20 protein-coding genes and 1 tRNA gene are annotated in these 23,739 nt (G+C 72.0%); 8 read left to right on the top strand and 13 right to left on the bottom strand.

Translation table 11 applies throughout. From position 1 onward, the window contains the following. Window positions 1–149: 149 nt before the first annotated feature. From AB0O07_RS27920 to AB0O07_RS27870, 11 genes are all read right to left on the bottom strand, one after another. A complete protein-coding gene (locus tag AB0O07_RS27920) occupies window positions 150–665 on the bottom strand; it encodes an SRPBCC family protein (RefSeq protein WP_365638180.1) in 516 nt (171 codons plus the stop codon). 108 nt (window positions 666–773) lie between these two features. Beyond that, window positions 774–1,793: a hypothetical protein gene (locus AB0O07_RS27915; RefSeq protein WP_365638178.1), complete on the bottom strand. Its 1,020-nt coding sequence runs from the start codon at window positions 1,791–1,793 to the stop codon at window positions 774–776. Between the two features lie 118 nt (window positions 1,794–1,911). Next, window positions 1,912–3,477, bottom strand: coding sequence for a cytochrome P450 (locus tag AB0O07_RS27910; RefSeq protein ID WP_365638176.1), 1,566 nt, complete (start codon window positions 3,475–3,477; stop codon window positions 1,912–1,914). Window positions 3,478–3,512: 35 nt separating this feature from the next. Then, window positions 3,513–4,193, bottom strand: a complete 681-nt coding sequence (locus AB0O07_RS27905; RefSeq protein WP_365638175.1) for a methyltransferase domain-containing protein — start codon at window positions 4,191–4,193, stop codon at window positions 3,513–3,515. A 32-nt stretch (window positions 4,194–4,225) separates the two neighbouring features. Continuing rightward, a complete protein-coding gene (locus tag AB0O07_RS27900; protein ID WP_365638173.1) occupies window positions 4,226–5,482 on the bottom strand; it encodes a beta-ketoacyl-[acyl-carrier-protein] synthase family protein in 1,257 nt (418 codons plus the stop codon). Then, window positions 5,482–5,721 carry an acyl carrier protein gene (locus tag AB0O07_RS27895; protein WP_365638170.1) on the bottom strand — a complete coding sequence of 80 codons (240 nt, stop codon included), beginning with the start codon at window positions 5,719–5,721 and terminating at the stop codon, window positions 5,482–5,484. Before AB0O07_RS27895 ends, AB0O07_RS27900 begins: the two co-directional genes overlap by 1 nt. Before the next feature lie 147 nt (window positions 5,722–5,868). Beyond that, on the bottom strand, window positions 5,869–6,387 hold the full coding sequence (locus tag AB0O07_RS27890) for a hypothetical protein (protein WP_365638168.1): 519 nt from the start codon (window positions 6,385–6,387) through the stop codon (window positions 5,869–5,871). Then, complete coding sequence (locus AB0O07_RS27885) at window positions 6,387–6,929, bottom strand: SRPBCC family protein (protein WP_365638166.1); 543 nt, start codon at window positions 6,927–6,929, stop codon at window positions 6,387–6,389. The genes AB0O07_RS27890 and AB0O07_RS27885 overlap by 1 nt, the downstream gene beginning before the upstream one ends. After that, window positions 6,922–8,262, bottom strand: a complete 1,341-nt coding sequence (locus AB0O07_RS27880; RefSeq protein ID WP_365638164.1) for an aminotransferase class III-fold pyridoxal phosphate-dependent enzyme — start codon at window positions 8,260–8,262, stop codon at window positions 6,922–6,924. Before AB0O07_RS27880 ends, AB0O07_RS27885 begins: the two co-directional genes overlap by 8 nt. A gap of 14 nt (window positions 8,263–8,276) precedes the next feature. After that, window positions 8,277–9,416 carry an acyl-CoA dehydrogenase family protein gene (locus AB0O07_RS27875; RefSeq protein WP_365638162.1) on the bottom strand — a complete coding sequence of 380 codons (1,140 nt, stop codon included), beginning with the start codon at window positions 9,414–9,416 and terminating at the stop codon, window positions 8,277–8,279. Window positions 9,417–9,487: 71 nt separating this feature from the next. Further along, window positions 9,488–11,107 (bottom strand): aldehyde dehydrogenase, encoded by a 1,620-nt coding sequence (locus AB0O07_RS27870; protein ID WP_365638160.1) that lies wholly within the window; start codon window positions 11,105–11,107, stop codon window positions 9,488–9,490. Between the two features lie 411 nt (window positions 11,108–11,518). Here AB0O07_RS27870 and AB0O07_RS27865 point away from each other — a divergent pair, with 411 nt between their 5' ends. Then, window positions 11,519–12,490: a DUF2156 domain-containing protein gene (locus AB0O07_RS27865; protein ID WP_365638280.1), complete on the top strand. Its 972-nt coding sequence runs from the start codon at window positions 11,519–11,521 to the stop codon at window positions 12,488–12,490. A gap of 123 nt (window positions 12,491–12,613) precedes the next feature. On the opposite strand, the gene AB0O07_RS27860 is transcribed toward AB0O07_RS27865, so the two are convergent. Continuing rightward, window positions 12,614–13,354, bottom strand: coding sequence for an AfsR/SARP family transcriptional regulator (locus tag AB0O07_RS27860; protein WP_365638158.1), 741 nt, complete (start codon window positions 13,352–13,354; stop codon window positions 12,614–12,616). A 706-nt stretch (window positions 13,355–14,060) separates the two neighbouring features. Beyond that, window positions 14,061–14,133: transfer RNA gene (locus AB0O07_RS27855), tRNA-Arg, on the bottom strand. Window positions 14,134–14,449: 316 nt separating this feature from the next. Between AB0O07_RS27855 and AB0O07_RS27850 the strand changes: the two genes are divergently transcribed. The 7 genes from AB0O07_RS27850 to AB0O07_RS27820 all read left to right on the top strand — a co-directional run bounded on the left by AB0O07_RS27850 (window position 14,450) and on the right by AB0O07_RS27820 (window position 23,723). Next, the gene (locus AB0O07_RS27850; protein ID WP_365638277.1) at window positions 14,450–16,168 is read left to right on the top strand and encodes a dynamin family protein; all 1,719 of its coding nucleotides are present in this window, start codon (window positions 14,450–14,452) and stop codon (window positions 16,166–16,168) included. Window positions 16,169–16,722: 554 nt separating this feature from the next. Next, the gene (locus AB0O07_RS27845) at window positions 16,723–18,414 is read left to right on the top strand and encodes a GTPase (protein WP_365638275.1); all 1,692 of its coding nucleotides are present in this window, start codon (window positions 16,723–16,725) and stop codon (window positions 18,412–18,414) included. 127 nt (window positions 18,415–18,541) lie between these two features. Further along, window positions 18,542–18,949: a single-stranded DNA-binding protein gene (locus tag AB0O07_RS27840; protein WP_365638156.1), complete on the top strand. Its 408-nt coding sequence runs from the start codon at window positions 18,542–18,544 to the stop codon at window positions 18,947–18,949. Between the two features lie 221 nt (window positions 18,950–19,170). Next, the gene (locus tag AB0O07_RS27835; protein WP_365638153.1) at window positions 19,171–20,592 is read left to right on the top strand and encodes a Cys-Gln thioester bond-forming surface protein; all 1,422 of its coding nucleotides are present in this window, start codon (window positions 19,171–19,173) and stop codon (window positions 20,590–20,592) included. 257 nt (window positions 20,593–20,849) lie between these two features. Next, entirely contained in the window at window positions 20,850–22,514 is a 1,665-nt protein-coding gene (ettA, locus tag AB0O07_RS27830) for an energy-dependent translational throttle protein EttA (protein WP_365638150.1), read from the top strand. Between the two features lie 7 nt (window positions 22,515–22,521). Then, window positions 22,522–22,950 carry a thioesterase family protein gene (locus tag AB0O07_RS27825; protein ID WP_365638148.1) on the top strand — a complete coding sequence of 143 codons (429 nt, stop codon included), beginning with the start codon at window positions 22,522–22,524 and terminating at the stop codon, window positions 22,948–22,950. Then, window positions 22,947–23,723 carry a hypothetical protein gene (locus AB0O07_RS27820; protein WP_365638146.1) on the top strand — a complete coding sequence of 259 codons (777 nt, stop codon included), beginning with the start codon at window positions 22,947–22,949 and terminating at the stop codon, window positions 23,721–23,723. The genes AB0O07_RS27825 and AB0O07_RS27820 overlap by 4 nt, the downstream gene beginning before the upstream one ends. Window positions 23,724–23,739: the final 16 nt, after the last annotated feature.

Genomic DNA, 23,739 nt, shown 5'->3' with positions numbered 1-23,739 from the left:
TCCGGGGAGTCCGGGGAGTCCAGGCGTCCGGGGGCCGGGTGTCCGGGGGGTGTCCTGGGGTGTCCGGGGCCGGGTGTCCTGGGGTGGTGGTGCGGTGCTGCGGTGGTGCGGACCCGCCTGGGCCGGGGCAGAGCGTGCCGGGAGGGGCACTAGCGCCCGGACTCCAGGGTGTCGCGCAGCGCGAGGAGCGTGGTGCGCATGGTCGACCGGTTGCGGGCCCTGCGGCGGACCACCCCCGTCACCAGCGGGGTGACGGCGGTGAGCGCCATGCCGAACGGCCCCGAACGCCGGTCGCGCCACTCCTCCTCCACCTCGCACCCCTCGGGCAGCGGCGAGAAGCGGTATGTCCACCCCGCGACCTGGATGCCGAGGAAGCTCACATGGAAGGCGAAGACGCGCCCCGGTTCCGCCTCGACCACCCGGCAGAGGGTCGGCCAGGGCAGCCAGCGGGCCCGGTTCCGGCCGATGAACCGCATGCCCGTCCGGGCCGGGCCGCCCCGCCCGAGGATCCACGCCCCCCGGCACTCGGGGCTCCACTCGCCCATCCGCGCCACATCGCTGACCGCCGCGTAGGCGGCCTCCGGGGCCACCCGGATGACGATGGACTCGGATATCCGGGAGGGGGTGCCGGGCCCGCCCGACACGGCGGCGCTCTGGTCGCTCACTGGGGGCCGTCCTCTTCCTTCTGCTGCTGGGGGCGTTGGGCGCGTACGGGATGTACGGGGCGTACTTCGGCGACGTACTTCAGTACGGGGATGTACGGGGCCGCCGGCTCACGCCCGGATCGGGATGCCGTGCTCGCGGTCGTCCGTCAGGATCTCCATCAGCGCCCGGTTGCCCGTGCTGAGCCGCCGGATGGTGCGGGTGGACTTGTTGAGGATCTCCACCTCGCACCGGCCGATCTTGGTGTTGAGGCAGTGCTTGATGCCGCCCGGCGGGTTGTAGTAGTTGAGCCCGACGAAGTCCTCCGGGGTCGCCGTGAAGCGGCCCCTGATGGCGACGGCCTCGTCGGAGCTGTAGAAGTCCCAGTAGAAGTAGCCGAAGTCGCCCTTGGCCCTGAGCGCCTGGCCGAGCGAGGTCAGCGTGTACTCGCGGTCCTCGTGCCGGAGCACCAGGAAGGTGACCTTCGGCGTCATCACCGGGCCCACCAGCCGCGTCGTACCGGTGACGATCTCCAGGAAGCTCTCCGGGGCGTCGTCGAACCCGGCGACCTGGCCGAAGGCGTAGTGGTCGGTGTGCCGGCTGCCCCAGTTGTGGTTCTGGCTGCCGGTCCAGCCGTCGACGTCGATCGTCTCGCCGTCGACCGTCAGCTTCCCGCTGTACGTGGCCAGCGGCAGCCCCACCAGGCTCTTCGCCTTGGGGAAGCCGCCGCTGTAGAGGTTGGGCGGCAGCAGGAGGAGCGGCGGCTCGGAGCCCTCGTAGCTCAGGTCCCAGCCGATCCGCCCGTTGGTCCCGACCGCCTCGCCCTTCAGCGAACCCCCGTCGAGCACGCGGTCGTCGACCCGGGCGCCGAAGGTCTCGCGGTCGAAGTGGCAGTCGGAGATCGGGTACTCCTCCTTGGCCACCACATGCCGGCCGGTCGTCCCGTCGAAGTAGATGGCCCACAGCTCGCCGATGGCGGCGTCGGGCATCCCGGCCGGGCTGAAGATCGTGTACCGGATCCAGAAGGCCCGGGGCTCCGTCGGGTGGTTGCCCCGCTGGTAGAAGCTCTCGTAGTGGCCGGCTTCCTGGCCGGGACGGTACTGCGTCCAGTTCAGGCGCTCCGCGTCCGCTGTGCTCGGGTCGAAGTTCATCGGGTCCGTCTTCCCATTCCCATCCGGTGTCGGTACGTGTATCGGTACGTGCTCTGATCCGTCGCGCTGCGGCTGCGGCTGCGGCTGTGGCAGCGGCTGTCGTGGCACGGGAGCCGCCTCAACGGGCGCCCGCCCCCGCGCCCGTGGCGCCCGCCGCCCCCAGGGCGGTGGTCCGGGAGTGGGCCGTCATGGACATCCCGTAACGCGGCCGCAGGGTGATCGACGCCTGGTTGACGACCCGGTGCGCGGGCACATGGCGGAACTCGTACCGCCGTACCAGCGCCGCGAGCAGCAGATGTGCCTCCGTCAGCGCGAAGTGCTTGCCGATGCAGAGATGCGGCCCGGCGCCGAAGGGCAGGTGCGCGAAGCGGTGCCGGCCCTTCTTCCCCTCGGCGGAGAAGCGGTCCGGGTCGAAGCGTTCGGGGTCGCTCCAGTGCCGCTCGTGGCGGTGGATGTTGTAGAGGTTGACCAGCAGCCGCGACCCGGCCGGCACGGTGTGGCCGCCGAGCACGGTGTCCTTGAGGGCCAGCCGGGGGACGATGGGGGCCGACGGGTAGAGCCGCAGCGCCTCCTCGAAGACCTGGAGGGCGTACGGCATGGCCGCGAGGTCCGCCATGGTGGGCATCCGGTCGCCGAGGACCTCGTCCACCTCCTCCTGGACCCGCCGCAGCACCTTCCTGTTGCCGGAGAGCAGATAGAACGCCCAGGTCAGGGTGATGGCGGTGGTCTCGTGCCCGGCGCCGAAGGTGGTGATGACCTCGTCGCGCACCTCGCGGTCGCTCATGCCCTCGCCGGTGTCGGCGTCCCGTACGTCCAGCAGCATGTCGAGCAGGTCGGGCGGGGTGTCCCCGCGTGAGCCCCCACCCGCCCCCGACGCCGACGCCGAGGCCGAAGCCGAGGCCGAGGCCGACGCCGACGCCGCGCGGCGCTCCGCGATGATCCCGTACGTCATGTCGTCGATGCCCTTCATCACCGCCTGGAAGCGCCGGTTCCGGGGCGTGGGCCAGGCGGTCGGCGGGCTGAAGGGGTTCTGGAGCCGGTCGAAGGCGTAGTTGATGGCGACGTCCACGGCCTCCGGGCTGATGCCGTCCCTGGTCTGCTCGACATCCGTGCTGAACATGCACCGGCTGACGATGTCGAGGGTGACCCGCATCATCTCCGCGTGCACGTCGACCACGTCGCCGCTGCGGTACGCGGTCTCCATGTGCGCGACCTGGTTCGCGGTCGACTCCGCCATGGAGGCGTACATGCGGGCGATGGCCTGCTTGGTGTAGATCGGCTGCATCATGCGCCGGTTGCGCATCCAGCTGTCGTGGTTGTCGCTGGTGAGCAGGCCTTCACCGAGGATCAGCCGGAGCGGGTTGTCCGGGCCGAGCTTGCCGTACGTGGCGCTGTCGGTCAGCACCTCGGCGGCGAGTTCGGGGCTGGAGACGCCGTGCACGACGACCGGGCCGAGCCGGTAGCGCACCAGGTCGCCCTTCTCGCGCCAGCCCTGGTGCAGGGCTTCCAGGATGTCCTTGCGGAAGGCCGGCACGCTGCCCAGCACCGGCAGTCCGCGCGCCTCGGGGGCGGCGGGGACCGACGGGTCGTACGGGTCGGCGGACGCGCCCGATGCCGAAGAGGCACCCGAGGCACCCGAGGCACCCGAGGCCGAGGAGGCCGTGGTGTCACGTGACGCGGTCATGGCGGGTTCCGTCCCCTTCATGGGTTCCGTCCCCCTCACTTCCGCGCCAGGGCGCAGACCCAGCCGAACGAGCGGGTCGGCTCGGAGACGAACCGCGCGTCCCGGAACCCCGCCTTGCCCAGCATCTCCACCAGGTCCGCCCCGGAGAGGATGCGCAGCCCCTCCCGCTCCGAGCGCTCGGTGAACCGCTTCCCCAGATAACGCTGCTTGACCGTGGGGTTCGGGGACGCCTCCCGGCTCATCTCCAGCGTGACGGAGACCTGCCCGCCGGGCCTCAGCACCCGGTACGCCTCGCCGAGCCCGCGCATCGGGTCGGGCCAGAAGTAGAACGTCTCGATGGCGCTGACCTGGTCGAAGGAGGCGTCCTCGTACGGCAGCGCACCCGCGTCGCCCTGCTTGAACTCCATCCGCCCCGCGGCCACCCCGTCGACATTCCGCCGTACGGACTGACGCACCATCTCCGCGGAGTAGTCCACCCCCGCCACGAACCCCGAAGTCGCCCGCTCGGCCAGCAGCTTGGCGGCCATCCCGCCGCCGCAGCCGATGTCCAGCACGCGCTGGGACCGCCGTACCTCCATGTGTTCGATCGCCCACACAGTGAGAGTACGGTGCTGCTTGGTCATCACGTGGCCGATCAGCCGACCGGCGCGTCCGGTGGGCTGTTTGAAGTTGTTCTCGACCAACTCCAGTGGCCCTTTGAGCAGTTTCTCGATCATGCGGAAGCTTCCCTTCCCATCTTCGGTGCCTCTCAGGCGGCGGTGAACAGCAGGACGGCGTTCTGCCCGCCGAATCCGAAGGAGTTGCTCACGGCCACCCGCGGGCGCAGATCGCGTCCGGCCTTGAAGACCATGTCGACCTCCAGCTCCGGGTCGAGGCTCTCCAGGTTGGCGGTCGGCGGTATATGACCCGTTTCGAGGGTGAGCGCCGTCACCACCGCCTCGATGGCGCCGGCGGCGGCCAGCGAGTGGCCCACCACCCCCTTCACGGAGGTGACGGCGGGCCGCTCCCCGAGCACCCGCCGGATCATCCGGGCCTCGGTGGCGTCGTTCAACTGGGTCGCGGTGCCGTGCGCGTTGACATGGTCCACCTCGTCCGCGCCGACCCCGGCGTCCCGCAGCGCGGCGCGTACGGCGAGTTCGGCGCCCCGGCCCTCCGGGTCGGGGGCGGTGGCGTGGTGCGCGTCGGCGGAGGCCCCGTACCCGCTGACCATGGCCCGGATGGCGGCGCCGCGCGCGCGGGCGTGCTCGGGCCGCTCCAGGACGAGCACCGCCGCACCCTCCGCCGGTACGAAGCCGCTGCGGTCCGCGTCGAAGGGGCGGGAGGTCGCCGTGAGGTCGTCCCGGCGCTCGGCCAGGGCCCGCATCTGGCTGAACCCGCTGATCAGCGAGGGCACCAGCGGCGCCTCGGTACCCCCGGTGATCACGATGTCGCAGGTTCCGGCGCGCAGCAGTTCGCGCGCCAGACCCACCGCCGTGGTGCCGGAGGCGCACGCCGTCGCCGTCACCAGGCTGGGGCCGAGGGCGCCCAGCATCATGGAGACGTACCCGGCGCACATGTTGGGCGACAGCATCGGGACGAGCAGCGGGGAGACCTTGCGCGGCCCCCGCTCCAGCAGCACGCTGTGCTGCTTCTCCCAGGTGGCGGCGCCGCCGATGCCGTTGCCGAGGACGACCCCGACCCGGGTGGCGTCCCAGGACCCCCGGTCCAGGCCGGAGTCGGCGACGGCCTCGTGCGCCGCCACCATCGCGAGCTGGCTGCTGCGGTCCAGGCGCCAGATCTGCTTGCGCTCGATGAGCTCGCTCGGGTCGAAGTCGGTGGCAGCGCAGCCGAAGTCGGCGGGGAGCCCGGCGAGCGCGGGCACCTCGGTCGCCGCCGTACCGGCCCCGGCCCGGATCCGCTCCCAGCTCCGCGCCACATCCGCCCCGGCGGCGGTGACCATGCCGACCCCGGTGATCGCGGCGTCGAACGGGGCCCGCTCCGGGCCGCCGCTGTCCTGGCCGCTCATCAGACGGTGGCCAGCTTGCCGGAGATGAGTTCGGCGGCCTGCCCGACGGTCGACTCGGGGCCCAGGTCGCTGTCGTCGATCGGAATGCCGAACTCCTCCTGCGCGGCCACGGAGAGCTCGACCAGGGCGAGCGAGTCGAGTTCGAGGCCGCTGAGGGTGCTGGCCGGGGTGATGGTGCCGGCGTCGAGGCCGAAGGTGCTGGTGAGCAGGGAGACGAGGCGCGGGTAGCTGTCAGCCATGAGGGGGGTCCTTCCCGGCGGAGGTTGCCGTGTGTCGGTGCGCTGATGCGCCGATGAGCTGATGTGCCGAAGAGCTGATGTGGCGGAGTGCTGATGTGGCGGAGTGCGCCGGGCGGCGCGGTGAGGGTGGTACGCGGGTACGCGTGCTCAGCGGCCCACCGGGTCGCCCGCCTCGGCCGGCGCACCCGCCGCAGTGGACGCGGGCGCGGGCGCGGGCGATGGCGCCGACGTGTCGAACTGGCCGGTGAAGCGGGCGTACGCCGGGTGCGTGACCGGCTCGAAGTCGAGCGCGAACGGCTTCAGGAAGTTGCCGAACAGCGCCCGGTCGCCGAAGAGATGGATCGGGACGACCAGCAGCGCCCACTCCGGGCCCCAGAGCCAGATCCACGCCAGCACCACCAGCGTCTGGGTGGCCAGGCTGTGCATCACGTTGTACGCGACGTAGTAACCCCGGTGGATCCGCTTGGTCGTGGAGCGGTGGTACGCGATGGCCCCCGGGATGTACCCGATGAGGTCGATGTAGACGAAGAGCCCGATCGCCGGCAGCCAGCGGACCTCGTCGAGGTGGAGGAAGAAGAAGACCGCGGCGATCACCAGCCCGAGCCCGTACTCCAGCCGGATCAGCCGGTAGGTGGTCTCCGTCTCGAAGAGGTTCTTCCCGTCCATCAGCGGGCCCCCGCCCCGGCCGCCCCGGCCGCCACGGCGGACCCCGAGGACACGGCGGGGTCGTCCGCGGCGGCGACCGCCCGCGCCACCGCCTCGTCCCCGACCACCTCGGCGTTCCCGGCGAAGAGACTGATGACGACCCGGGCGATGGTCTCCTTGAAGACCCGCTCGGCGACCGGGTCGAGGATGCCCGCGAGGCTGGGGATGCCGAAGTCGAACGCGGCGCTGAAGTCGACCAGGCAGTCCGGGCCCTCCGCCGTCAGCCGCCACACCCCGGAGAACTCGGCGAAGTCGCCGTCCGTCTGCTCGAAGGAGATGGTCAGATTCCGCCGGTCGAAGAGATCCGTCTCGGTCCAGCTCAGGATCCCGTTGCGGAAGTAGACGTCCCAGTCGCTCTCCTCCCTGCCCTCGCCGGTCGTCCGCGAGACCACCGAGCGGATGACGGAGGAGAGTTCGGAGTACTGGCCGAAGGCGCCGACCCGCTCGAACGCCGCCGCCGCCTCGACCCCCGGGACCCGGATGGTCACCTGAACATTACGCATGGTTGTCGCCGCCTTCCGCGGTGGGTGCGTACCGGGCGCCCTGCGCGCGGCACGCGCGGTCGACCGCCTCGTAGAAGTAGTCCAGATCGCCCCTGGTCAGCACCGCGGGAGGGGTGAACCGCAGCACCAGGTGCGAGTTGAGCGAGTGGTTGGCGATGACCCCGTTCATGATCAGCTCGATCAGCAGATCGCCCGCGGGCCCCGGCTCGGCGAACTCGATGCCCAGCAGCAGCCCCTGCCCGCGCACCTCCCGTACGGCCGCGCCGTAGTGCGAGCGGACGATACGGTCCAGCTCCGGCAGGATCTCGGCGCCCAGGTCCCGGGAACGGGCCACCAGTTCGTCCTCGCGCAGCGCCGCGAGCGACCCGCGTACGGCGGCCATCGCCAGCGGCGCCCCGGAGAACGTCGAGGTGTGCAGATACGGGTCCTGGTCGAAGGCGCGGAACGCCTCCCGGGTCGCCACCACCGCCGAGACCGGCACGACACCCCCGCTCAGCCCCTTGCCGACCAGCAGGATGTCGGGGGAGACACCCTCCCGGTCCGCGCCCCACCAGGTGCCGAGCCGGCCCAGGCCGGTCTGGATCTCGTCCAGGACCAGATACGCCCCGTACCGGTCGCACAGGTCGCGCACCGCGCGCAGATAGCCGGCCGGCGGGATCACCACCCCGCCCTCGCCCTGCACCGGCTCGATGAAGACACACGCCTCGCCGGGGGTCTCGGCGAGCAGCGGCTCCAGGGCGGCGGCGTCCCCGTACGGGACATGCCGGGTCTCCGGGAGCAGCGGCCGGAACGGGTCCTGGAAGACGCTCTTGCCGGTGAGGCTGAGCGCGCCCATGGTCTTGCCGTGGTAGCCGTTCTCGGTGGCGATCAGGCGGGTGCGGCCCCGCGTGCGGGCCAGTTTGATGGCCGTCTCGACGGCCTCGGCGCCGGATCCCGCGAAGTGCACCCGCTCCAAGCCCTCCGGCGCCACCGCGACCAGCGCGTCGGCGGCGAGCACGACCTGCGGTTCCAGGAAGAGCCGGGTGGCGACCGGGTGGGTGGCGAGCTGCTCGGCCACATGCCGGATGACGGTGGGGTGGCGGGCCCCGGTCAGGAAGACGCCGTACCCCCCGCAGTTGAGGAAGGTCCGGCCCTCCGATGTGGTCACCCAGGCGCCCTGCGAGGCCACCTCGACATGGCCGCCGAAGAGCTCGCCGAGCGTCGCCCGGCCCTTGCTGAGCCGGGACCGGTAGAGCCGGCCCAGCTCGGCCCGGCCCAGGGCGGGCGCGCCGGGCGGGCAGGCCGGGGCCAGCGCCGAGGAGGACACGGCGGGGGTGGTGATCGTCGTAGCCATGGTGTCCGCTCCCGTCAGGTCAGCCGCAGCGGGGCGCCCGCCACGTGGTCCAGATACGGGCGGGTGAAGGCGGCCCGGGACGGCGGGTGGAAGGAGAGCCCGTGCGCGGCGCCCGCCAGATAGGAGATGTCGGAGGAGGACATGAACGCCGTACCGCCGAGGAGTTCGACCGCCTGGTTGAGCGCGTCGCCCAGCGCGTCCTGGGCCGCGTACCGGCCGACGAGCGCGTTGGCGAGCCCCGTGTTCCCGGTGTCGCCGTCCCGGATCATCCGGGCGGTGCCCTCCAGCAGCAGGGCGGCCGTCTCCAGCCGGGTGAGCACCCGGGCGCGGTCGGAGTCGCTGCCCCTGCCGCCGTCCACGACCCGCTCGACCAGCCCGCTGACGATGCCGAGATAGCAGGCGGAGATGAGGAGTTCGAACCAGATGAGCCCCACCGTCTGGAGGTCGTCCAGGTTCCCGGCGTCGCCCGGCTCGGTCCGCATCATGAGCTGCTCGTCGACGAAGACATCGGTGAGCCGGACCTCGTCGCTCTCCGCGCCCGCGAGGGTGCGGCTGCCCCAGAACGGGTGGACGGTGACCCCGTCGGTCTCCCGGGGGATCAGCAGCACCGCCATCCGGGGCTCCCCGCCGTCCTCGGCGGGCAGCGCCACGCTCGCGGTGAGCAGATCCATCGAGTGCGCCAGGCTGCACGGCTTCTTGGCGCCGTTGATCACATAGCCGCCGTCGGCCCGCGCCGCGGACATCATCGGCGAGAGGATGCCCCGGCCGGGCCGGCCCTCGGCGAACCCGGAGGCGACCAGCAGCCGCTGCTCCGCGATCCCTTCGAGCAGCGCCCACTCCATGCCGCTGCTCTGGATGGACTCGGCGAGGGTGAACAGGGTCGCCACCGAGAAGTGGTGCATGGTCGTGGCGATGGCCAGGGACGGCGCCTTCGAGGCGAGCGCCCGTACGACGGCGAGCGCCTCCAGCGGGTCGGCGCCGGCCCCGCCGTACGTCTTCGGGATCACGAGGCCGGGGCCGCCGGCCTTGCGGAAGTGGTCGAGCGCGGGGTTACGGGGGGCCTCCAGCTCCTCCAGCGGGGTGAGCGCGAGCTGGTCGAGCAGACCGGGCAGGAACGACTCGCACGTCGCGCGTGCGGCATCCAACGAGCGCATGGATCCTCCTTCTTCTCGGATTCGGGTGGCGTGTGGGGGCGGGGCAGGGCGGCGCGGCGCGGGCCGAGGCGTCAGGCCCCGGCGGCGGCTTCGGCGGCGGTGTCCCCGGCGGTGGCTCCGGCGGCGGTGGCTCCGGCGGTGGCGGCCTTCAGGGCGCGCCAGGCGCCGAACACCGCCTCGGAGGGGCGGGCGCCGGTGGCGACGCTCACGCCCTGGATGTGCGAGGTGCGCAGGATCGGGTAGTTGGCCTCCCCGAACACGCCCCCGGTGAGCCCGGTCCCGCCGTGCGTCGGCAGATAGGGCAGGAAGCCGATGTGCGAGTCGTTCACCTTGAGCAGCCCGCCCTGGGTGATCCGGGTGACGATCCGGTCGATCACCGCCGGGTCCCGCGCCCAGGCGGAGTTCCGCAGCCCGTACGCGTTGCCGTTGACGAAGTCGAGGAACCGCTCCAGCAGTTCGTCGTCGGCGCCGGGCTCGGCCACGATCACCGGGAGCAGCGGGAAGAACGTCTCGTCCCGGACCGCCGCCACCTCCCGGGCGCCCGCCAGACCCCGTACCTTCACCACGGTCGGCTCCAGGAAGATCCCGGCCGTGTCCCGGACGCCGTCGGCCTGGACCGCGTGCCCGCCGCAGACCACCTCGGCACCGTGCTCGACCGCGTCGCGCAGGCAGGCGAAGAACTTCTCGTTCCGGAGCACGGGGGTGAGCAGGACGCCCTCCTCCGAGGAGCGCCCGGGGCGGATCTCCGCCGCCCGCGCGGCCAGCAGCTCCAGCAGCCGGTCGGCGATCTCGGGGTGCGCCACCACCTGGTTGGGAATCATGCAGAGCTGGCCGGAGCCGTAGAAGCTCTCCGTGATCGCCTCGGCCGCCAGCTCCAGATCGGCGTCCTTCCACACCAGCACGATGTCGTTGCCGGCGAGTTCGAGGATCGGCTTCTTCCCCGCGGCGATGCACCGCTCCTGGAAGCGCATCCCGTTCTCGCTGGAGCCGAAGTACATGATGTCGTCGACGAGCGGGGACTCCAGCCAGGCGTCCAGCATCGGCGCCGGGTCGCCGCAGACCACCCCGAGCGTGCCGGCGGGCGCGCCCAGCTCCGCCAGGACCGGCGCCACGACCTCCTGGAGGACGTACATCACCCCGAGCGGAGCGCTCCGAGGCGCCCGTACGACCAGGGCGTTCCCCGCCATGATCGCGGTCACCCCGAGCAGCGCGCTGGAGAGCGGCGCGTTCTGCGGCGGGTTGAGGCAGACCACCCCGTCCGGGCGGCGCCGTACGGAGATCACCCGCTCCCCGTGGCGGTACTCCTGGAGCATCTGGCTCCGGTAGAACCCCAGCGACTCGGGGCCGAAGACCTCCAGCGCCCCGGAGACCTGCCAGCGGGCCAGCGCCAGCGGATGGCCCTCCTGGACCAGGACCTCCGTGATCCTCTCGGCCTGGTCGGCGAGCCTCCGGTACAGGAGGGTGCCGAACTCCTCGATCCGGGTCTCCGGGTCCACCGTCCCCCAGACCGGGGCCGCCGCGGCCGCGGCCTCCACCGCCAGGTCCGTGGCGGCGCGGTCGGCGCGCGCCACCCGGCCGACGATGGTCGGCGGCAGGTTCTCGGCGGGGAGGCGTCCGCTCTCCAGCTTCCGCTTCAGGGTGAGCGTGGCGAACGCGTCGTCGAGCAGGGCGTCCGAGTCGACCACGTACACCCAGGACCCGCTCGGAACATTCTTTCCGGCAATGAGGGAAAGGTAGGTGGGAATCTCCGGAAGCGGCGCCCCGGATTCTTCTTTTCCTGACACCGAAGGCGTCGCGATATCGCTGCTCACGCAGCCCCTCCGCTCTCCATTTCCCATCGGCGGGACGGGAAAGTTCGCAGTTCCAAGTGGTGTCAACGACCTTCACAGACCCCACTGACATTCCTCGGAGACGGCGCTGAGACGGTGCTGAGACCGCGCTGAGACGGGCGTTTCAGGGAAATGGAAGAGAGCCGGAGGAGAGTCGGGCGACGATGGGCGCCAGACGGCCCGGAACGCGACGCGTCAGCCAACGCATCAGCCAACGCATCAGTCAACGGGAGTGAGATGACCACGCGCGGCGGAGAGGTATCGGGACCGGAAGTGCTCGATGTCCTGGAAAAGCTGAGCAAGAGCGCCGACAACCCCAGCGCCTTCCTCGCGCTGAACTCCGGCAACTCCTACTTCACCGACCCTTCGGCCGACGGGGTCGTCGCCTATCGCGAAGCGGGCTCGTATCTCATCCAGTTCGGCGGTGTCCATGGCCCGGCCGATCAGCGGGAGGCGCTGCTGCGGGCCTTTCTGGCGCATGCGGCAGCCCGGCGCCGTAAAGTGGTGGCCATTCAGGTGCTCACCGAGGATGTCGACCTCTACGCGCGCTGTGGTTTCACGGTCAATCAGGTCGGTTCTTCGTACTCGGTGCACCTGCCGGATTTCGCGCTGCGCGGCACGCGTTTCATGAAACTCCGCAACAAGATATCCCGGGCCCGCCGCAGCGGACTCGATGTGACCGAGGCGCCCTTCGAGGAGTGCGCGGCCGATATCGCCGCCATCGACGGCGCCTGGCTGCGGAGCAAGGGCCGCCATGTCAAGGAGATCGAGTTCCTGGTCGGTGAGATGGGCGGCCCCGCGCAGCACGCGCGCCGGCTGCTGGTGGGCCGGCTCGACGGGGTGCCCATCGCGTACATCTCCTACTCGCCCGCGTACGGCTCGCGCCCCGGCTGGCTCCACGACCTGAGCCGGCGGCTGCCGGACGCGCCGCCCGGTGTGATGGAGGCGATCAATCTGACGGCGGTGGAGACCTTCCGTCAGGAGGGCGCCGCCTGGCTGCACTTCGGCTTCACCCCGTTCACCGGGCTCGCCGACGAACACGACCCGGCGGGGGCCAGCGCGGCCACCCGCCGGATCATGCGGCTGCTCGCCGACCACGGGGAGAAGGTCTATCCCGCCGCCAGTCAGCTCGCCTACAAGGAGAAGTGGGGCCCCCACCTGGTGCTTCCCGAGTATCTCGCCTTCCACGGGCGGGCACGTCTCGGCGCCATCTGGCAGATTCTGCGGGTCACGAAGTCGGTCTGACCGGCCCGTGCGCCGGTCCGGCGCCCTGGGCGGGCAGCACCGGAAAGGGACAGCGAAAGGAACATCGAGAGATACATCGAGAGGTGTGCCGAGAGGTAGGTCGGGAGGTACGCCGGAAGGGCGTCACCGGGTGAGGTGGGGCGCTTGCCGGAGGATGTCCTGGAAGGTGTCGCGCAGTCCGTGTCCGGGCTGGAGCCCCAGATGCTGTGACAGGTACTCACGGGTGCGGTGGTACGTGTTGAGCGCGTCGGCCTGCCGGCCCGCGAGATAGAGCGCGGTGATGAGCTGTTCACAGAACCGCTCGTGCAGGGGATAGCGGGCGTGGAGCTGCTCCAGCCCGGGGATGACGGCCCGGGGGTGGTCGAGGCGCAGCCGTATGTCGAAGAGCCGCTCGTACGCGCCGAGCCGTACCTCTTCGAGCTGGGTGTACGCGACCTGGCAGATCATCCCGTTGCCGGCGTCGATCAGCGCGGGGCCGCGCCAGAGGGACACCGCCTCGTTGAGCAGGTCGACGGCGCCCCGGGGGTTGTGCGCGGCGACCGCGTCGGCGCGGGCCACCAACTGGACCACCTGGGAGGCGTCGACGGCCTCCTCGGCCAGCTCCAGGACATATCCGGTCGGGGAGGTCCTGATGGCATCCCGCAACGAGGCCTTGCCGCCCTGTGCGACCAACTCCCTCCGTAACCGGGCGATATGCCCGTGGAGGGAGTTTTCCGCACTGTTCGGGGGCTCTTCGCCCCAGAGTTCGTCGATCAGCTCGCTCCGGGAGACGGAACGGCCCACCGACAGTGCCAGGGCCGCCATGATGGACCGTAACTTCTCCCCGGGTATACGGACCTGGACCCCATCGTCGGTCACTTCCATCGGTCCGAGAAGTTTAATGTGCAATTTCGCCCGTTGCCTTCCTGATGCGCCCCGATCAGGGTGCGCGAAAGATCACTCCGATGTACCTAGCGATAGTTACCTCTTACTGGTAGGTAGCGTGGTTTTTGGGACCCCCGGCATGGCAACTTGGCTCGTTCTCGACGGTCCATGTCAAATATCGCGCCACTCCGACGACGGTAGTCCGCCAACTTGCGCAAATGTTCTGGTGTTACGCCGGATTTGCCGCGCCGTGCCCGCACGGGCGGCGGGCATGACCGAAGCGGCCCCGTGGAGTGACACGGAATTTTCACGCCATGCCCGTTTGCCGCGAGGGTAATCGCTTTCTGTCGCGGAGTGAAGGGAAGGGCGCGGATGGCCGGGGCGTCGGTCGACGGGTTAACGGTGAATAAAATTCAGCAAAAAGAATCCGCTCCGGCCGGTGTCCCGGCCGAGGGGTGTGGCGAGGCCGACGGCTCGCCCTTCGCCACCGCCGCCCGTGGTGCCGCCGTGGGCGTCGGCGACACGAGCCCCGCGCCGGTGCGCCTGACACCCGCGCGTACCGGAGCGGACGGGGTTGACAGAGGGGGGCGGGGGTGGTGCGGCGGCGGACCTTATGTCATCGCTACAGCGTCCCCGCTAACCTGCGTGGTCTGCGCTACGCGAGGGCCCTCCCTCAGGGGAGGGCCATGCACCGCGCGTAGAAAAGCGCCCCCGGCAGGACTCGAACCTGCGGCCAAGTGCTTAGAAGGCACCTGCTCTATCCACTGAGCTACGGGGGCCGGTGGTGGCCTCGGTGACCTGGAGCCCCCTGTGGGTGGTTCCGTGTGGCCTTGCCGGGACAAGGATAGGGCTCCGATCGCCCTGCCCCGGTTGCATCACGTGCGTGGCACGTTGTGGAGGTTCAGTGAAGCGAACCGATAATCGCAGGCAGATCGGATTCGTGCACCGCTTTTAGGCTCTGGCGCCCCGGGTGTTGTGCACTCGTTATGCCTGCGCCCCACTCGTCCCGTCTGTCCCGAAGTGCGGTCGGCGCGCAGAGATGCCCATACGCTTCAAAAAGGCTCCAAAATTGGGCATTCTTCGCATGTGGTGACCTTGGATGTACGGCCTGAGCTGATCGACGCACTCTCCGCACTGCGCGACCGTGTCGCCGCCGTGCGTCTCCCGCTGCCCCTCCCCGGGGCACCCCGCGCCCGGCAGACCCGGGCCGAACTCCTCGCCCAGCTCGACGACTATCTGCTGCCCCGGCTCAAGGACCCCGAGGCGCCCCTCCTCGTCGTCGTCGGCGGCTCCACGGGGGCCGGGAAGTCCACGCTGGTCAACTCCCTTGTGGGGCGCCGGGTCAGCGAGGCCGGGGTGCTCCGCCCCACCACCCGTACCCCCGTCCTGGTCTGCCACCCCGAGGACCACCACTGGTTCGCGGGCGCCCGGGTCCTGCCCCACCTGCCCCGGGTCTGGCTCCCCCAGCAGGACGACGACCCCGTCCCGGGCCCCGACGGCGCGCCCACCCGTGACCTGAGGGACGCGATGGACGCAAGGGACGGCCGGCACGGCAGAAGCACCAGAGACGCCGGTAAACATTCCCCTCACTCCCCCCTCTCCCTTCACTCCGCCCTCTCCCCTCACTCCGCCGAACCGCAGGCGCTCCGCGTCGAGACCGCCCCCACCCTGCCGCGCGGGCTCGCCCTGCTCGACGCCCCCGACATCGACTCGCTCGTCGTGGAGAACCGGCTGCTCGCCGCCGAGTTGATCTGCGCCGCCGATGTATGGGTGATGGTCACCACCGCCTCGCGGTACGCCGACGCCGTGCCCTGGCATCTGCTCCGTACCGCCAAGGAGTACGACGCCTGCCTCGTCACCGTCCTCGACCGGGTGCCCCACCAGGTCCTCGACGAGGTCTCCCGGCAGTACGGGGCGCTCCTGCGGCGGGCCGGCCTCGGCGAAGTCCCCCGCTTCACCGTCCCCGAACTCCCCGAGTCGGCCGGCGGCGGGCGCGGCCTGCTCCCCCTCTCCGCCGTCGCCCCGCTCCTCGGCTGGCTCGCCCACCGGGTCCAGGACCCCGCCGCCCGCCAGCAGGCCCTGGTCCGTACGGCGGCCGGGGTCATCGACTCGCTCAACGCCCGCATGCCTGAGCTGGCCGGGGCGGTCGCCGCGCAGTACGCCGCCGCGGTACGGCTGACGAGCGCCGTGGAGGACGCGTACGCCGCCGAGGGCGAGCGGGTACGGCGCCAGCTCGGCCAGGGCGCCGTCCTCGCCGGGGACGCCCGCACCCGCTGGCGCGGCTACCCCCGGGACGCCACCGCGCGGGAGCTGCTCGACTCGCTCGTGGAGAGCCTCGGGGCGCTCCTCCAGTGCGCGGTGGCCGCCGCCGACGAGCGGGTCAGCGGGGCCTGGCGCCGCGAACCGGCCGCCAGGACGCTCCCCTCGACCGCACCCGACGGGGAGGCCGCGGAGCGGGTCGGGATGGCCGTACGCCGCTGGCGCCGGGTCCTGGAGGAACTGGCCGAGGAGGAGGTACGGCAGCACGAGCGCACCGCGGCCCCGGACGCCGAGACCGTCGCAGCGCTGCTCGCCGCCGCCCTGCTCGGCGGCCGGCGCGCCCGGCTCGCGGGGGAGCGGCTCGCCGAACGGATCGGGGCCCAGGGGGCGCTGCGGCTGCGCGACCGGGGCGGCGAGCTGGTCACGACGTACATCGACCGCGTCCTGCACGCCGAACGCGACCGCCGGCTGGCCCCCCTGGACGCCCTCGACATCAGCCCCGAGCCGCAGGCCGAACTGATCGCCGCGCTGTCCGTACTCCAGAAGGAAAGGTGAACCACGTGAGCGACGCGAACGCCCGGGACACGGACGTGCCCGAGGGCACGGAGGCCGGAGAGGCCGGAGAGGCCAGGAAGGCCGGGGAGGACGGCGCACCGGGCACGCGGGGCTCCGGGGGCGCGGGGGACGCGCGGGGTACACGGGGCTCCGAGGGCGCGGGGGACGCATGGGGCGCACGGGGCGCCGAGGGTGCGGGGGACGCATGGGGTGCACAGGGCGCGGGGAGCGCGGAGGGCACACGGGGCGCGGGGGGCACCGAGCGGGCCGAGGCCGTCGAGCGGGCCGAGCGAGCCGGGCGGGCGGTGGAGGCACTCGGGGCCCTCGGGGCCGCCGGGGCCGCCGGAGCCACCAGAGCGGCCGGTTCGGCGACCTCCGGCGGTTCGGCGATCTCCGCGACCTCCGGCGGTTCGGCGATCTCCGCGACCTCCGCGGCCTCCGCGGCCTCCGCGACCGGGGCCTCCGCAGGCTCCGCCGCCTCCGTGGGTGCCGTCGATTCCGCCCGTACGGGAGGCGACGCGACCCCCGTCCCCGTCGGCTCCTGGGACGACGGGCTGATCGCGCGTCGGGCCGCCGGGGCGGAGGGTGAGGACGGGCTCGGGGGGCTCGGCGGAGGTGGGGGCGGGGAGGCCGACGAGGACGTGCACCAGCCGATCGGCGGGGCGTACGGGGGCTCCCTGCGGGCCCGGCTCGACGCGCTCGGCGAGCTGGTGGGGCTCTCCCGTACCCGGGTCGAGGGCGGCGTACTCGCCGAGGCGGGGCGGGTGCTGGACGAGGCGGCGGCGCGCCAGCGGCTCTCCGCGCACCACACCGTCGTCGCCATCGCGGGCGCCACCGGCAGCGGCAAGTCGACGCTCTTCAACGCGCTCGCCGAGGTGCCGATCTCGGAGACGGGGCTGCGCAGGCCCACCACCTCCGCGCCCATCGCCTGCACCTGGTCCGACGGCGCCGCCGGGCTGCTCGACCGGCTCGCCATCCCCGGACGGCTGCGCCGCAGACCGCTCGCGGGCGGCGACGGCGACGAGGAGCTGCACGGCCTCGTCCTCGTCGACCTCCCCGACCACGACTCGGCCGTCGTACGCCACCGCGACCAGGTGGACCGGGTGCTCGCCCTGGTCGACGCCGTGATCTGGGTGGTCGACCCCGAGAAGTACGCGGACGCCGCCCTCCACGAGCGGTATCTGCGGCCGCTCGCCGGGCACGCCGAGATCACCTTCGTCGTCCTCAACCAGATCGACCGGCTCCCCGGCGACGCCGCCGACCAGGTCCTGGACGATCTCCGCCGGCTCCTGGACGAGGACGGCATGGCCCTCGGCGAACACGGCGAGCCGGGCGCCACCGTCCTGGCGGTCTCCGCGCTGACCGGGCAGGGCGTGGGCGAACTGCGCGAGCTGCTCGGCCGGTTCGTCCGGGGCCGGGGCGCCGCCGCGCTGCGGCTCACCGCCGATGTGGACGCCGCCGCGCGGTCGCTGCGCTCCGCCTATGTCGCGGAGGGGCGCGCCGGGCTCGGCGAGCGCTCCCGCGAGCAGTTCACCGACCGGCTGGCCTGGGCGGTCGGCGCCGTCGCCGCCGGCGAGGCGGCGGAGCGCGAGTGGCGCAGAAACGCCGGACGCGCCTGCGGTACGCCGTGGCTGCGGCTGTGGCGGTGGTACGAGCGGACCCGCACCCCGGGCGGCGGCGAGGCCCCGGCCGCCCCGGCCGTCGTCGAGGACGAGCTGACGGCGCGCCAGCGCGTCGAACAGGCCGTGCGCACCGTGGTCGAGGAGGCCTCGGCCGGGCTGCCGCGCCCCTGGGCGCAGTCGGTGCGCGAGGCGGCCGTACGGGGTGCGGAGGGGCTGCCCGAGGAGCTGGACCAGCTCGCCGTGGCCGCCGGGCCGCCGCCGGGACGGCCGCCACGCCCGGCCTGGTGGCCCGCCGCGGTCCTGGCCCAGGCGGCCATGACGCTCCTCCAGATCTTCGGCGCGCTCTGGCTGGTGGGCCAGATCCTCGGCGTCCTGGCGCCGGGGCTGCTGCCGCCGGTGCTGGTGATGGTCGCCGGGATCGTCGGCGGCCCGTTCGTCGAGTGGGCGTGCGGCGCGGCGGCCCGGGGCCCGGCACGGCGGTACGGCCAGGACACCGAGCGGCGGCTGCGCGAGGCGGCGGCCGGGTGCGGGCGGGCCAGGGTGCTCGACCCGATCGCCGCGGAGCTGATGCGGTACCGGGAGGTGCGCGAGCAGTACGTCACCGTCTCGCGGCCGGGGCGGTGACGTACGGGTTCCCCGGATCGGGTGACGGAGTTTTACACAACTGACAGGTAATCCACAGGCGCCAGCACATTCTTTCCGCCCGGGCCACCATGGGACCAGTCGAATGCGGCCGTACGGGAGGCGGATTATGAACGACACGCTGGTAACCGTGGTGGGGAATGTCGCCACAGGGGTGGAATTCAGGGAGTCGGAGCGGGGCGGGTCCGCGCGGTTCCGATTCGCGGCGACCGCGCGCCGCTGGGACCGGGAGCGCGGCGCCTGGACGGACGGGCCCACCAGCTTCTACACGGTGTGGGCGCGGCGGACACTCGGAGTCAACCTGGCGGCCTCCGTCGCGGTGGGCGAACCGCTGGTGGTGCACGGCAGGTTGCGGGTCAGGGAAGAGGAGCGGGAGGGGCGGTGGCGCGTCTCGGCGGAGATCGACGCGGTCGCCGTGGGCCATGACCTGAGCCGGGGCACCTCCGCGTTCAGACGGGCGGCCAGGGAGCACGCGCTGACCGGTCGTCAGCCGGAGGCGCCGACTCCGGTGTCCTGACGGGGGGTTGTGAAGATTTCCCGATACTCTCGGTCACCTTCCCTGTGTGTATCGGCCACTGGATAACGATTCCGATTCGGAACGGTGGCCCGAGGGGCCGGGCGTCCTTGAGCGCTTCTCGGCGTCCATAGGATTCCCGGGTACTCACCGGGCACTTGAGTCTCAGGCGAGCGGCCCCCCACGTGTTCCACGCGAAAGGACCTCGCCCGAAGGGGAATTCTGTGTTTTCTGCGATATCTGGGTCATCCGGGCGGCGGCGGGGCGCGGCCCGCCTCGCCGCCGTCTTCCTCGCTTCGGGCCTGGTGGCGCTCGCCTCGCTGACCGGTGCCGGCACCGCCGTGGCCGACGACGGCTCCCACCACCAGGGCGGCGCCGCCGCCACCCTCGATGGGCTCAAGACGTACGGCGATGCGGTGCTCCACGCGGACGGCACGGACCAGAAGGTCCCCGCGGGCCTCTTCGAGATGACCGTGGACGGCGGCGGCAAGCTCAAGACGTACTGCGTCGACCTCCACAACCCCACCCAGGACCAGGCGAAGTACCTGGAGACACCCTGGGACGAGACCTCCCTCGGGGCCAATCCGAACGCGGGCCGGATCCGCTGGATCCTGGAGCACTCCTACCCGCAGGTCGACGACCTCTCCGCGCTCGCCGCCAGCGCGGGCAGCGGGCCGCTCACCGAGAAGACCGCGGCGGCCGGCACCCAGGTCGCGATCTGGCGGTATTCGGACGACGCCGATGTCGAGGCGAGCGACCCCGCCGCCGAGAAGCTCGCCGACTGGCTCCAGAAGAGCGCCCGGAACAGCACCGAGCCCAAGGCGTCGCTCACCCTGGAGCCCGGTGTGGTCTCCGGCCGCCCCGGTGACCGGCTGGGCCCCGTGACCGTACGGACCGACGCCACCGGGGTCTCGGTGACGCCGCCCGCCGACGCCGCCGCCAGCGGCGTCCGGATCACCGACCGGAACGGCACCCCCGTCACCACCGCCACCGACGGCACGGAGCTCTACTTCGACGTGCCCGAGGACGCCACCGACGGCACCGCCTCCCTCGGCGTGCAGGCCACCACCTCCCTGCCGGTGGGCCGCGTCTTCGCCGGGGTGACCAAGAGCCAGACCCAGATCCTCGCCGGTTCCAGCGACTCCACCGTCTCCGCGACGGCGACCGCCACCTGGGCCACCGAGGGCCCGATCCCGGCCGTCTCCGCCCGTAAGAACTGCGACAAGGGCGGCATCGACATCACCGCCGCCAACGAGGGCGACGAGCCGTTCGTCTTCGAGGTGGGCGGCGAGGAGCACTCCGTCGCCCCCGGCGGCTCCACCACGGTCGTCGTCCCGGTCGCCGAGGACGAGGCGTACGCCCTGACCGTCACCGGTACCGGCGGCTTCTCCAAGACCTTCGAAGGCGTCCTGGACTGCGTCACCACCGGCAACCTCGGCACCGTCACCCAGCAGGCCTCCGCCCAGCCCTTCTCCGCCTCCTCGGCGGGCGCCGGCACGGCGGGCGTCCCCACCGGCGACCTCGCCGAGACCGGCTCCTCCGGCGCCACCCCGGTGATCGCGGGCGTCGCCATCGCCCTCGTCGTGGTCGGCGGCGGCGCCGTCTACTTCCTCCGCAAGAAGAACGGCCCCACCGCCGGGGAGTGACCACCGGCGCGTACGGGCGGGTACCGGTGCGTGAGGGCCGGTGAGCGCCGGGTGACCCGGCGACCGGCGGTACGGAAGCGGCCCCCAGGACAGACGGATGTCCTGGGGGCCGCTTCCGTACTGTGGGGCCCTGTCGCGGGGGCCACACCTTTCGGAACGGGTTTCCTTCGGGGGGCGGCCGTCAGGCAAGATGGGTGTATCTGCCCTCACGCGGCGGAGCCGCACATTGGCCCTTCTCGATTGCCGGACGGTTTCTCTTGGCTGAGTACATCTACACGATGCGCAAGACGCGCAAGGCGCACGGCGACAAGGTCATCCTCGATGACGTGACGCTGAGCTTCCTGCCGGGCGCGAAGATCGGTGTGGTGGGTCCGAACGGCGCCGGAAAGTCCACCGTGCTGAAGATCATGGCGGGCCTTGAGCAGCCCTCCAACGGCGACGCGTTCCTCTCCCCGGGGTACACCGTCGGCATGCTCCTCCAGGAGCCGCCGCTCGACGAGTCCAAGACCGTCCTCCAGAACGTCCAGGACGGCGCCGCCGAGATCATGGGCAAGCTCACCCGCTTCAACGAGGTGGCCGAGCTGATGGCGACGGACTACTCCGACGCCCTCATGGAGGAGATGGGCAAGCTCCAGGAGGACCTGGACCACGCCAACGCCTGGGACCTGGACACCCAGCTCGAACAGGCCATGGACGCCCTCGGCTGCCCGCCCGGCGACTGGCCCGTCACCAACCTCTCCGGTGGTGAGCGCCGCCGCGTCGCGCTCTGCAAGCTGCTGCTCGAAGCGCCCGACCTGCTCCTCCTCGACGAGCCCACCAACCACCTGGACGCCGAGTCCGTCCAGTGGCTGGAGCAGCACCTCGCCAAGTACGCCGGCACCGTCGTCGCCGTCACCCACGACCGGTACTTCCTCGACAACGTCGCCGGGTGGATCCTGGAGCTCGACCGGGGCCGCGCCATCGGCTACGAGGGCAACTACTCCACGTACCTGGAGACCAAGCAGACCCGTCTCAAGGTCGAGGGCCAGAAGGACGCCAAGCGCGCCAAGCGGCTCAAGGAAGAGCTGGAGTGGGTCCGCTCCAACGCCAAGGGCCGCCAGGCCAAGTCCAAGGCCCGCCTCGCCCGTTACGAGGAGATGGCCGCCGAGGCCGACAAGATGCGGAAGCTGGACTTCGAGGAGATCCAGATCCCGCCGGGGCCCCGGCTCGGCAATGTCGTCGTCGAGGTGGAGAACCTCTCCAAGGCGTTCGGCGAGAAGGTCCTCATCGACGACCTCTCCTTCTCCCTCCCGCGCAACGGCATCGTCGGGGTCATCGGCCCCAACGGCGCCGGCAAGACCACCCTGTTCAAGATGATCCAGGGCCTGGAGGAGCCGGACTCCGGCACCATCAAGGTCGGCGACACCGTCAAGATCAGCTATGTCGACCAGGGCCGGGGCAACATCGACCCGAAGAAGACCCTCTGGGCGGTCGTCTCCGACGAGCTCGACTACATCAACGTCGGCCAGGTCGAGATGCCCTCGCGCGCCTATGTCTCCGCCTTCGGCTTCAAGGGCCCGGACCAGCAGAAGCCCGCCGGCGTCCTCTCCGGCGGTGAGCGCAACCGCCTCAACCTGGCGCTCACCCTCAAGCAGGGCGGCAACCTGCTCCTCCTCGACGAGCCCACCAACGACCTCGACGTCGAGACGCTCTCCTCGCTGGAGAACGCGCTGCTGGAGTTCCCGGGCGCGGCCGTGGTCGTCTCCCACGACCGGTGGTTCCTGGACCGCGTCGCCACGCACATCCTCGCGTACGAGGGCGACTCCAAGTGGTTCTGGTTCGAGGGCAACTTCGAGTCGTACGAGAAGAACAAGATCGAGCGGCTCGGCGCCGACGCGGCCCGCCCGCACCGCGCCACCTACAAGAAGCTCACGCGGGACTGACACGGACATGGCTCGTCATACCTACAGCTGCCCTCTGCGCTGGTCGGACATGGATGCCTTCGGGCATGTCAACAACGCGGTCTTCATCAGCTATCTGGAGGAGGCCCGGGTCGACTTCATGTTCCGGCTCGCGCCGGGGGACGGCTCGCCGTCGTTCTCCGGCGGGTCCGTCGTGGCCCGGCACGAGATCGACTACAAGCTCCCGCTGGTCCACCGGCACCAGCCGGTCACCATCGAGTCCTGGGTGACGAAGATCACCGCCGCCACCCTGACGATCTCCTGCGAGATCAAGGACGGCGACCAGGTGTATGTACGGGCCTCGACCGTCGTCGTCCCGTACGACCTGGAGGCGGGGCGGCCCCGGCGGATCACCGCCGAGGAGAAGGCGTACCTCCAGGAGTACCTGGACGACGGCCAGGGCGCGCTCGCGGCATGACCATGGCCGTCAGAACCCTGGAGTTCGCCGACCCGAGGGAGGCCGCCGACCTCGGCGCCTTCCTCGCCCGGCTGATCCACTACGACCGCGCCGCCGCCGTCCGTCTCCAGGCGGGCGGCGGGGACGCGGGCGGGGCGCTGGCGGTCTTCGGCCGCCCCGCCTCCTTCGAGGTGCTCGCCATCCGTACGGCCCGGCTCGGCGCCCCGCACCCGGCCGGGGCCGCCGCCGACCCGCTGGACGTCACGGTCTCCGCGGGGCAGCTTCTCGACTCCCTGGACACCCCGGCCGCCGCCGGCTCCGGTCCCGCCGGGCGGACGACACGTACCGCCGCCGTCCCCGCCGCCGTGACCGGGCCGCCCTGGGCCGGGGTGCTCCCGCCGCGCGGCGGCTGGCGCCAGGTCCCCGGACTCCCCGGCTTCGACGCCGTACGGCGCGCGGTGGCGGCGGCCGTCGCGGAGTTCCGCGCCCGGGACGAACAGCTCGCGCCGGGGGAGCGCACCCGCGCCGCGCGCGACCGGATCGGCCGGGAGATCTGGTCCCGCACCCTCGGTGACACCCGGCTCCCGCTGCGCGCCGTGCACGCCGCGCAGTCGCTGGGCTTCCTGCGCCCGGTGCGCGCGCTGGTGCCCGCCGGAGGCGCCCCCGGGGCGCCGGTGACGCCGGAGCCGCTGGCGCTGCTGGAGTCCGGAGGGTGGCTCCGGCTCCGTACCCCGTACGGCTCGATAGCGGTCCGCCTGGCCGGGCTCGGCGGCCTGACGGTCACCCCGGCCTGACCGGTATCAGCCCCGG

This window comes from Streptomyces sp. NPDC093085 (assembly GCF_040683935.1).
GTDB lineage: Bacteria > Actinomycetota > Actinomycetes > Streptomycetales > Streptomycetaceae > Streptomyces.
The sequence above is the reverse complement of the archived record's forward strand: the minus strand, read 5'-3'. Positions and strand labels throughout refer to the sequence as shown.

Bases quoted from the DNA above. Each gene is read 5' to 3' on its own strand.
- AB0O07_RS27880 (WP_365638164.1), bottom strand. From the start codon at position 8,262: ATGGCTACGACGATCACCACCCCCGCCGTGTCCTCCTCGGCGCTGGCC.
- AB0O07_RS27910 (WP_365638176.1), bottom strand. From the start codon at position 3,477: ATGACCGCGTCACGTGACACCACGGCCTCCTCGGCCTCGGGTGCCTCG.
- AB0O07_RS27825 (WP_365638148.1), top strand. From the start codon at position 22,522: ATGGCTCGTCATACCTACAGCTGCCCTCTGCGCTGGTCGGACATGGAT.
- AB0O07_RS27885 (WP_365638166.1), bottom strand. From the start codon at position 6,929: ATGCGTAATGTTCAGGTGACCATCCGGGTCCCGGGGGTCGAGGCGGCG.
- AB0O07_RS27890 (WP_365638168.1), bottom strand. From the start codon at position 6,387: ATGGACGGGAAGAACCTCTTCGAGACGGAGACCACCTACCGGCTGATC.
- AB0O07_RS27875 (WP_365638162.1), bottom strand. From the start codon at position 9,416: ATGCGCTCGTTGGATGCCGCACGCGCGACGTGCGAGTCGTTCCTGCCC.
- AB0O07_RS27820 (WP_365638146.1), top strand. From the start codon at position 22,947: ATGACCATGGCCGTCAGAACCCTGGAGTTCGCCGACCCGAGGGAGGCC.
- AB0O07_RS27900 (WP_365638173.1), bottom strand. From the start codon at position 5,482: ATGAGCGGCCAGGACAGCGGCGGCCCGGAGCGGGCCCCGTTCGACGCC.
- AB0O07_RS27905 (WP_365638175.1), bottom strand. From the start codon at position 4,193: ATGATCGAGAAACTGCTCAAAGGGCCACTGGAGTTGGTCGAGAACAAC.
- AB0O07_RS27895 (WP_365638170.1), bottom strand. From the start codon at position 5,721: ATGGCTGACAGCTACCCGCGCCTCGTCTCCCTGCTCACCAGCACCTTC.
- AB0O07_RS27840 (WP_365638156.1), top strand. From the start codon at position 18,542: ATGAACGACACGCTGGTAACCGTGGTGGGGAATGTCGCCACAGGGGTG.
- AB0O07_RS27915 (WP_365638178.1), bottom strand. From the start codon at position 1,793: ATGAACTTCGACCCGAGCACAGCGGACGCGGAGCGCCTGAACTGGACG.
- AB0O07_RS27860 (WP_365638158.1), bottom strand. From the start codon at position 13,354: ATGGAAGTGACCGACGATGGGGTCCAGGTCCGTATACCCGGGGAGAAG.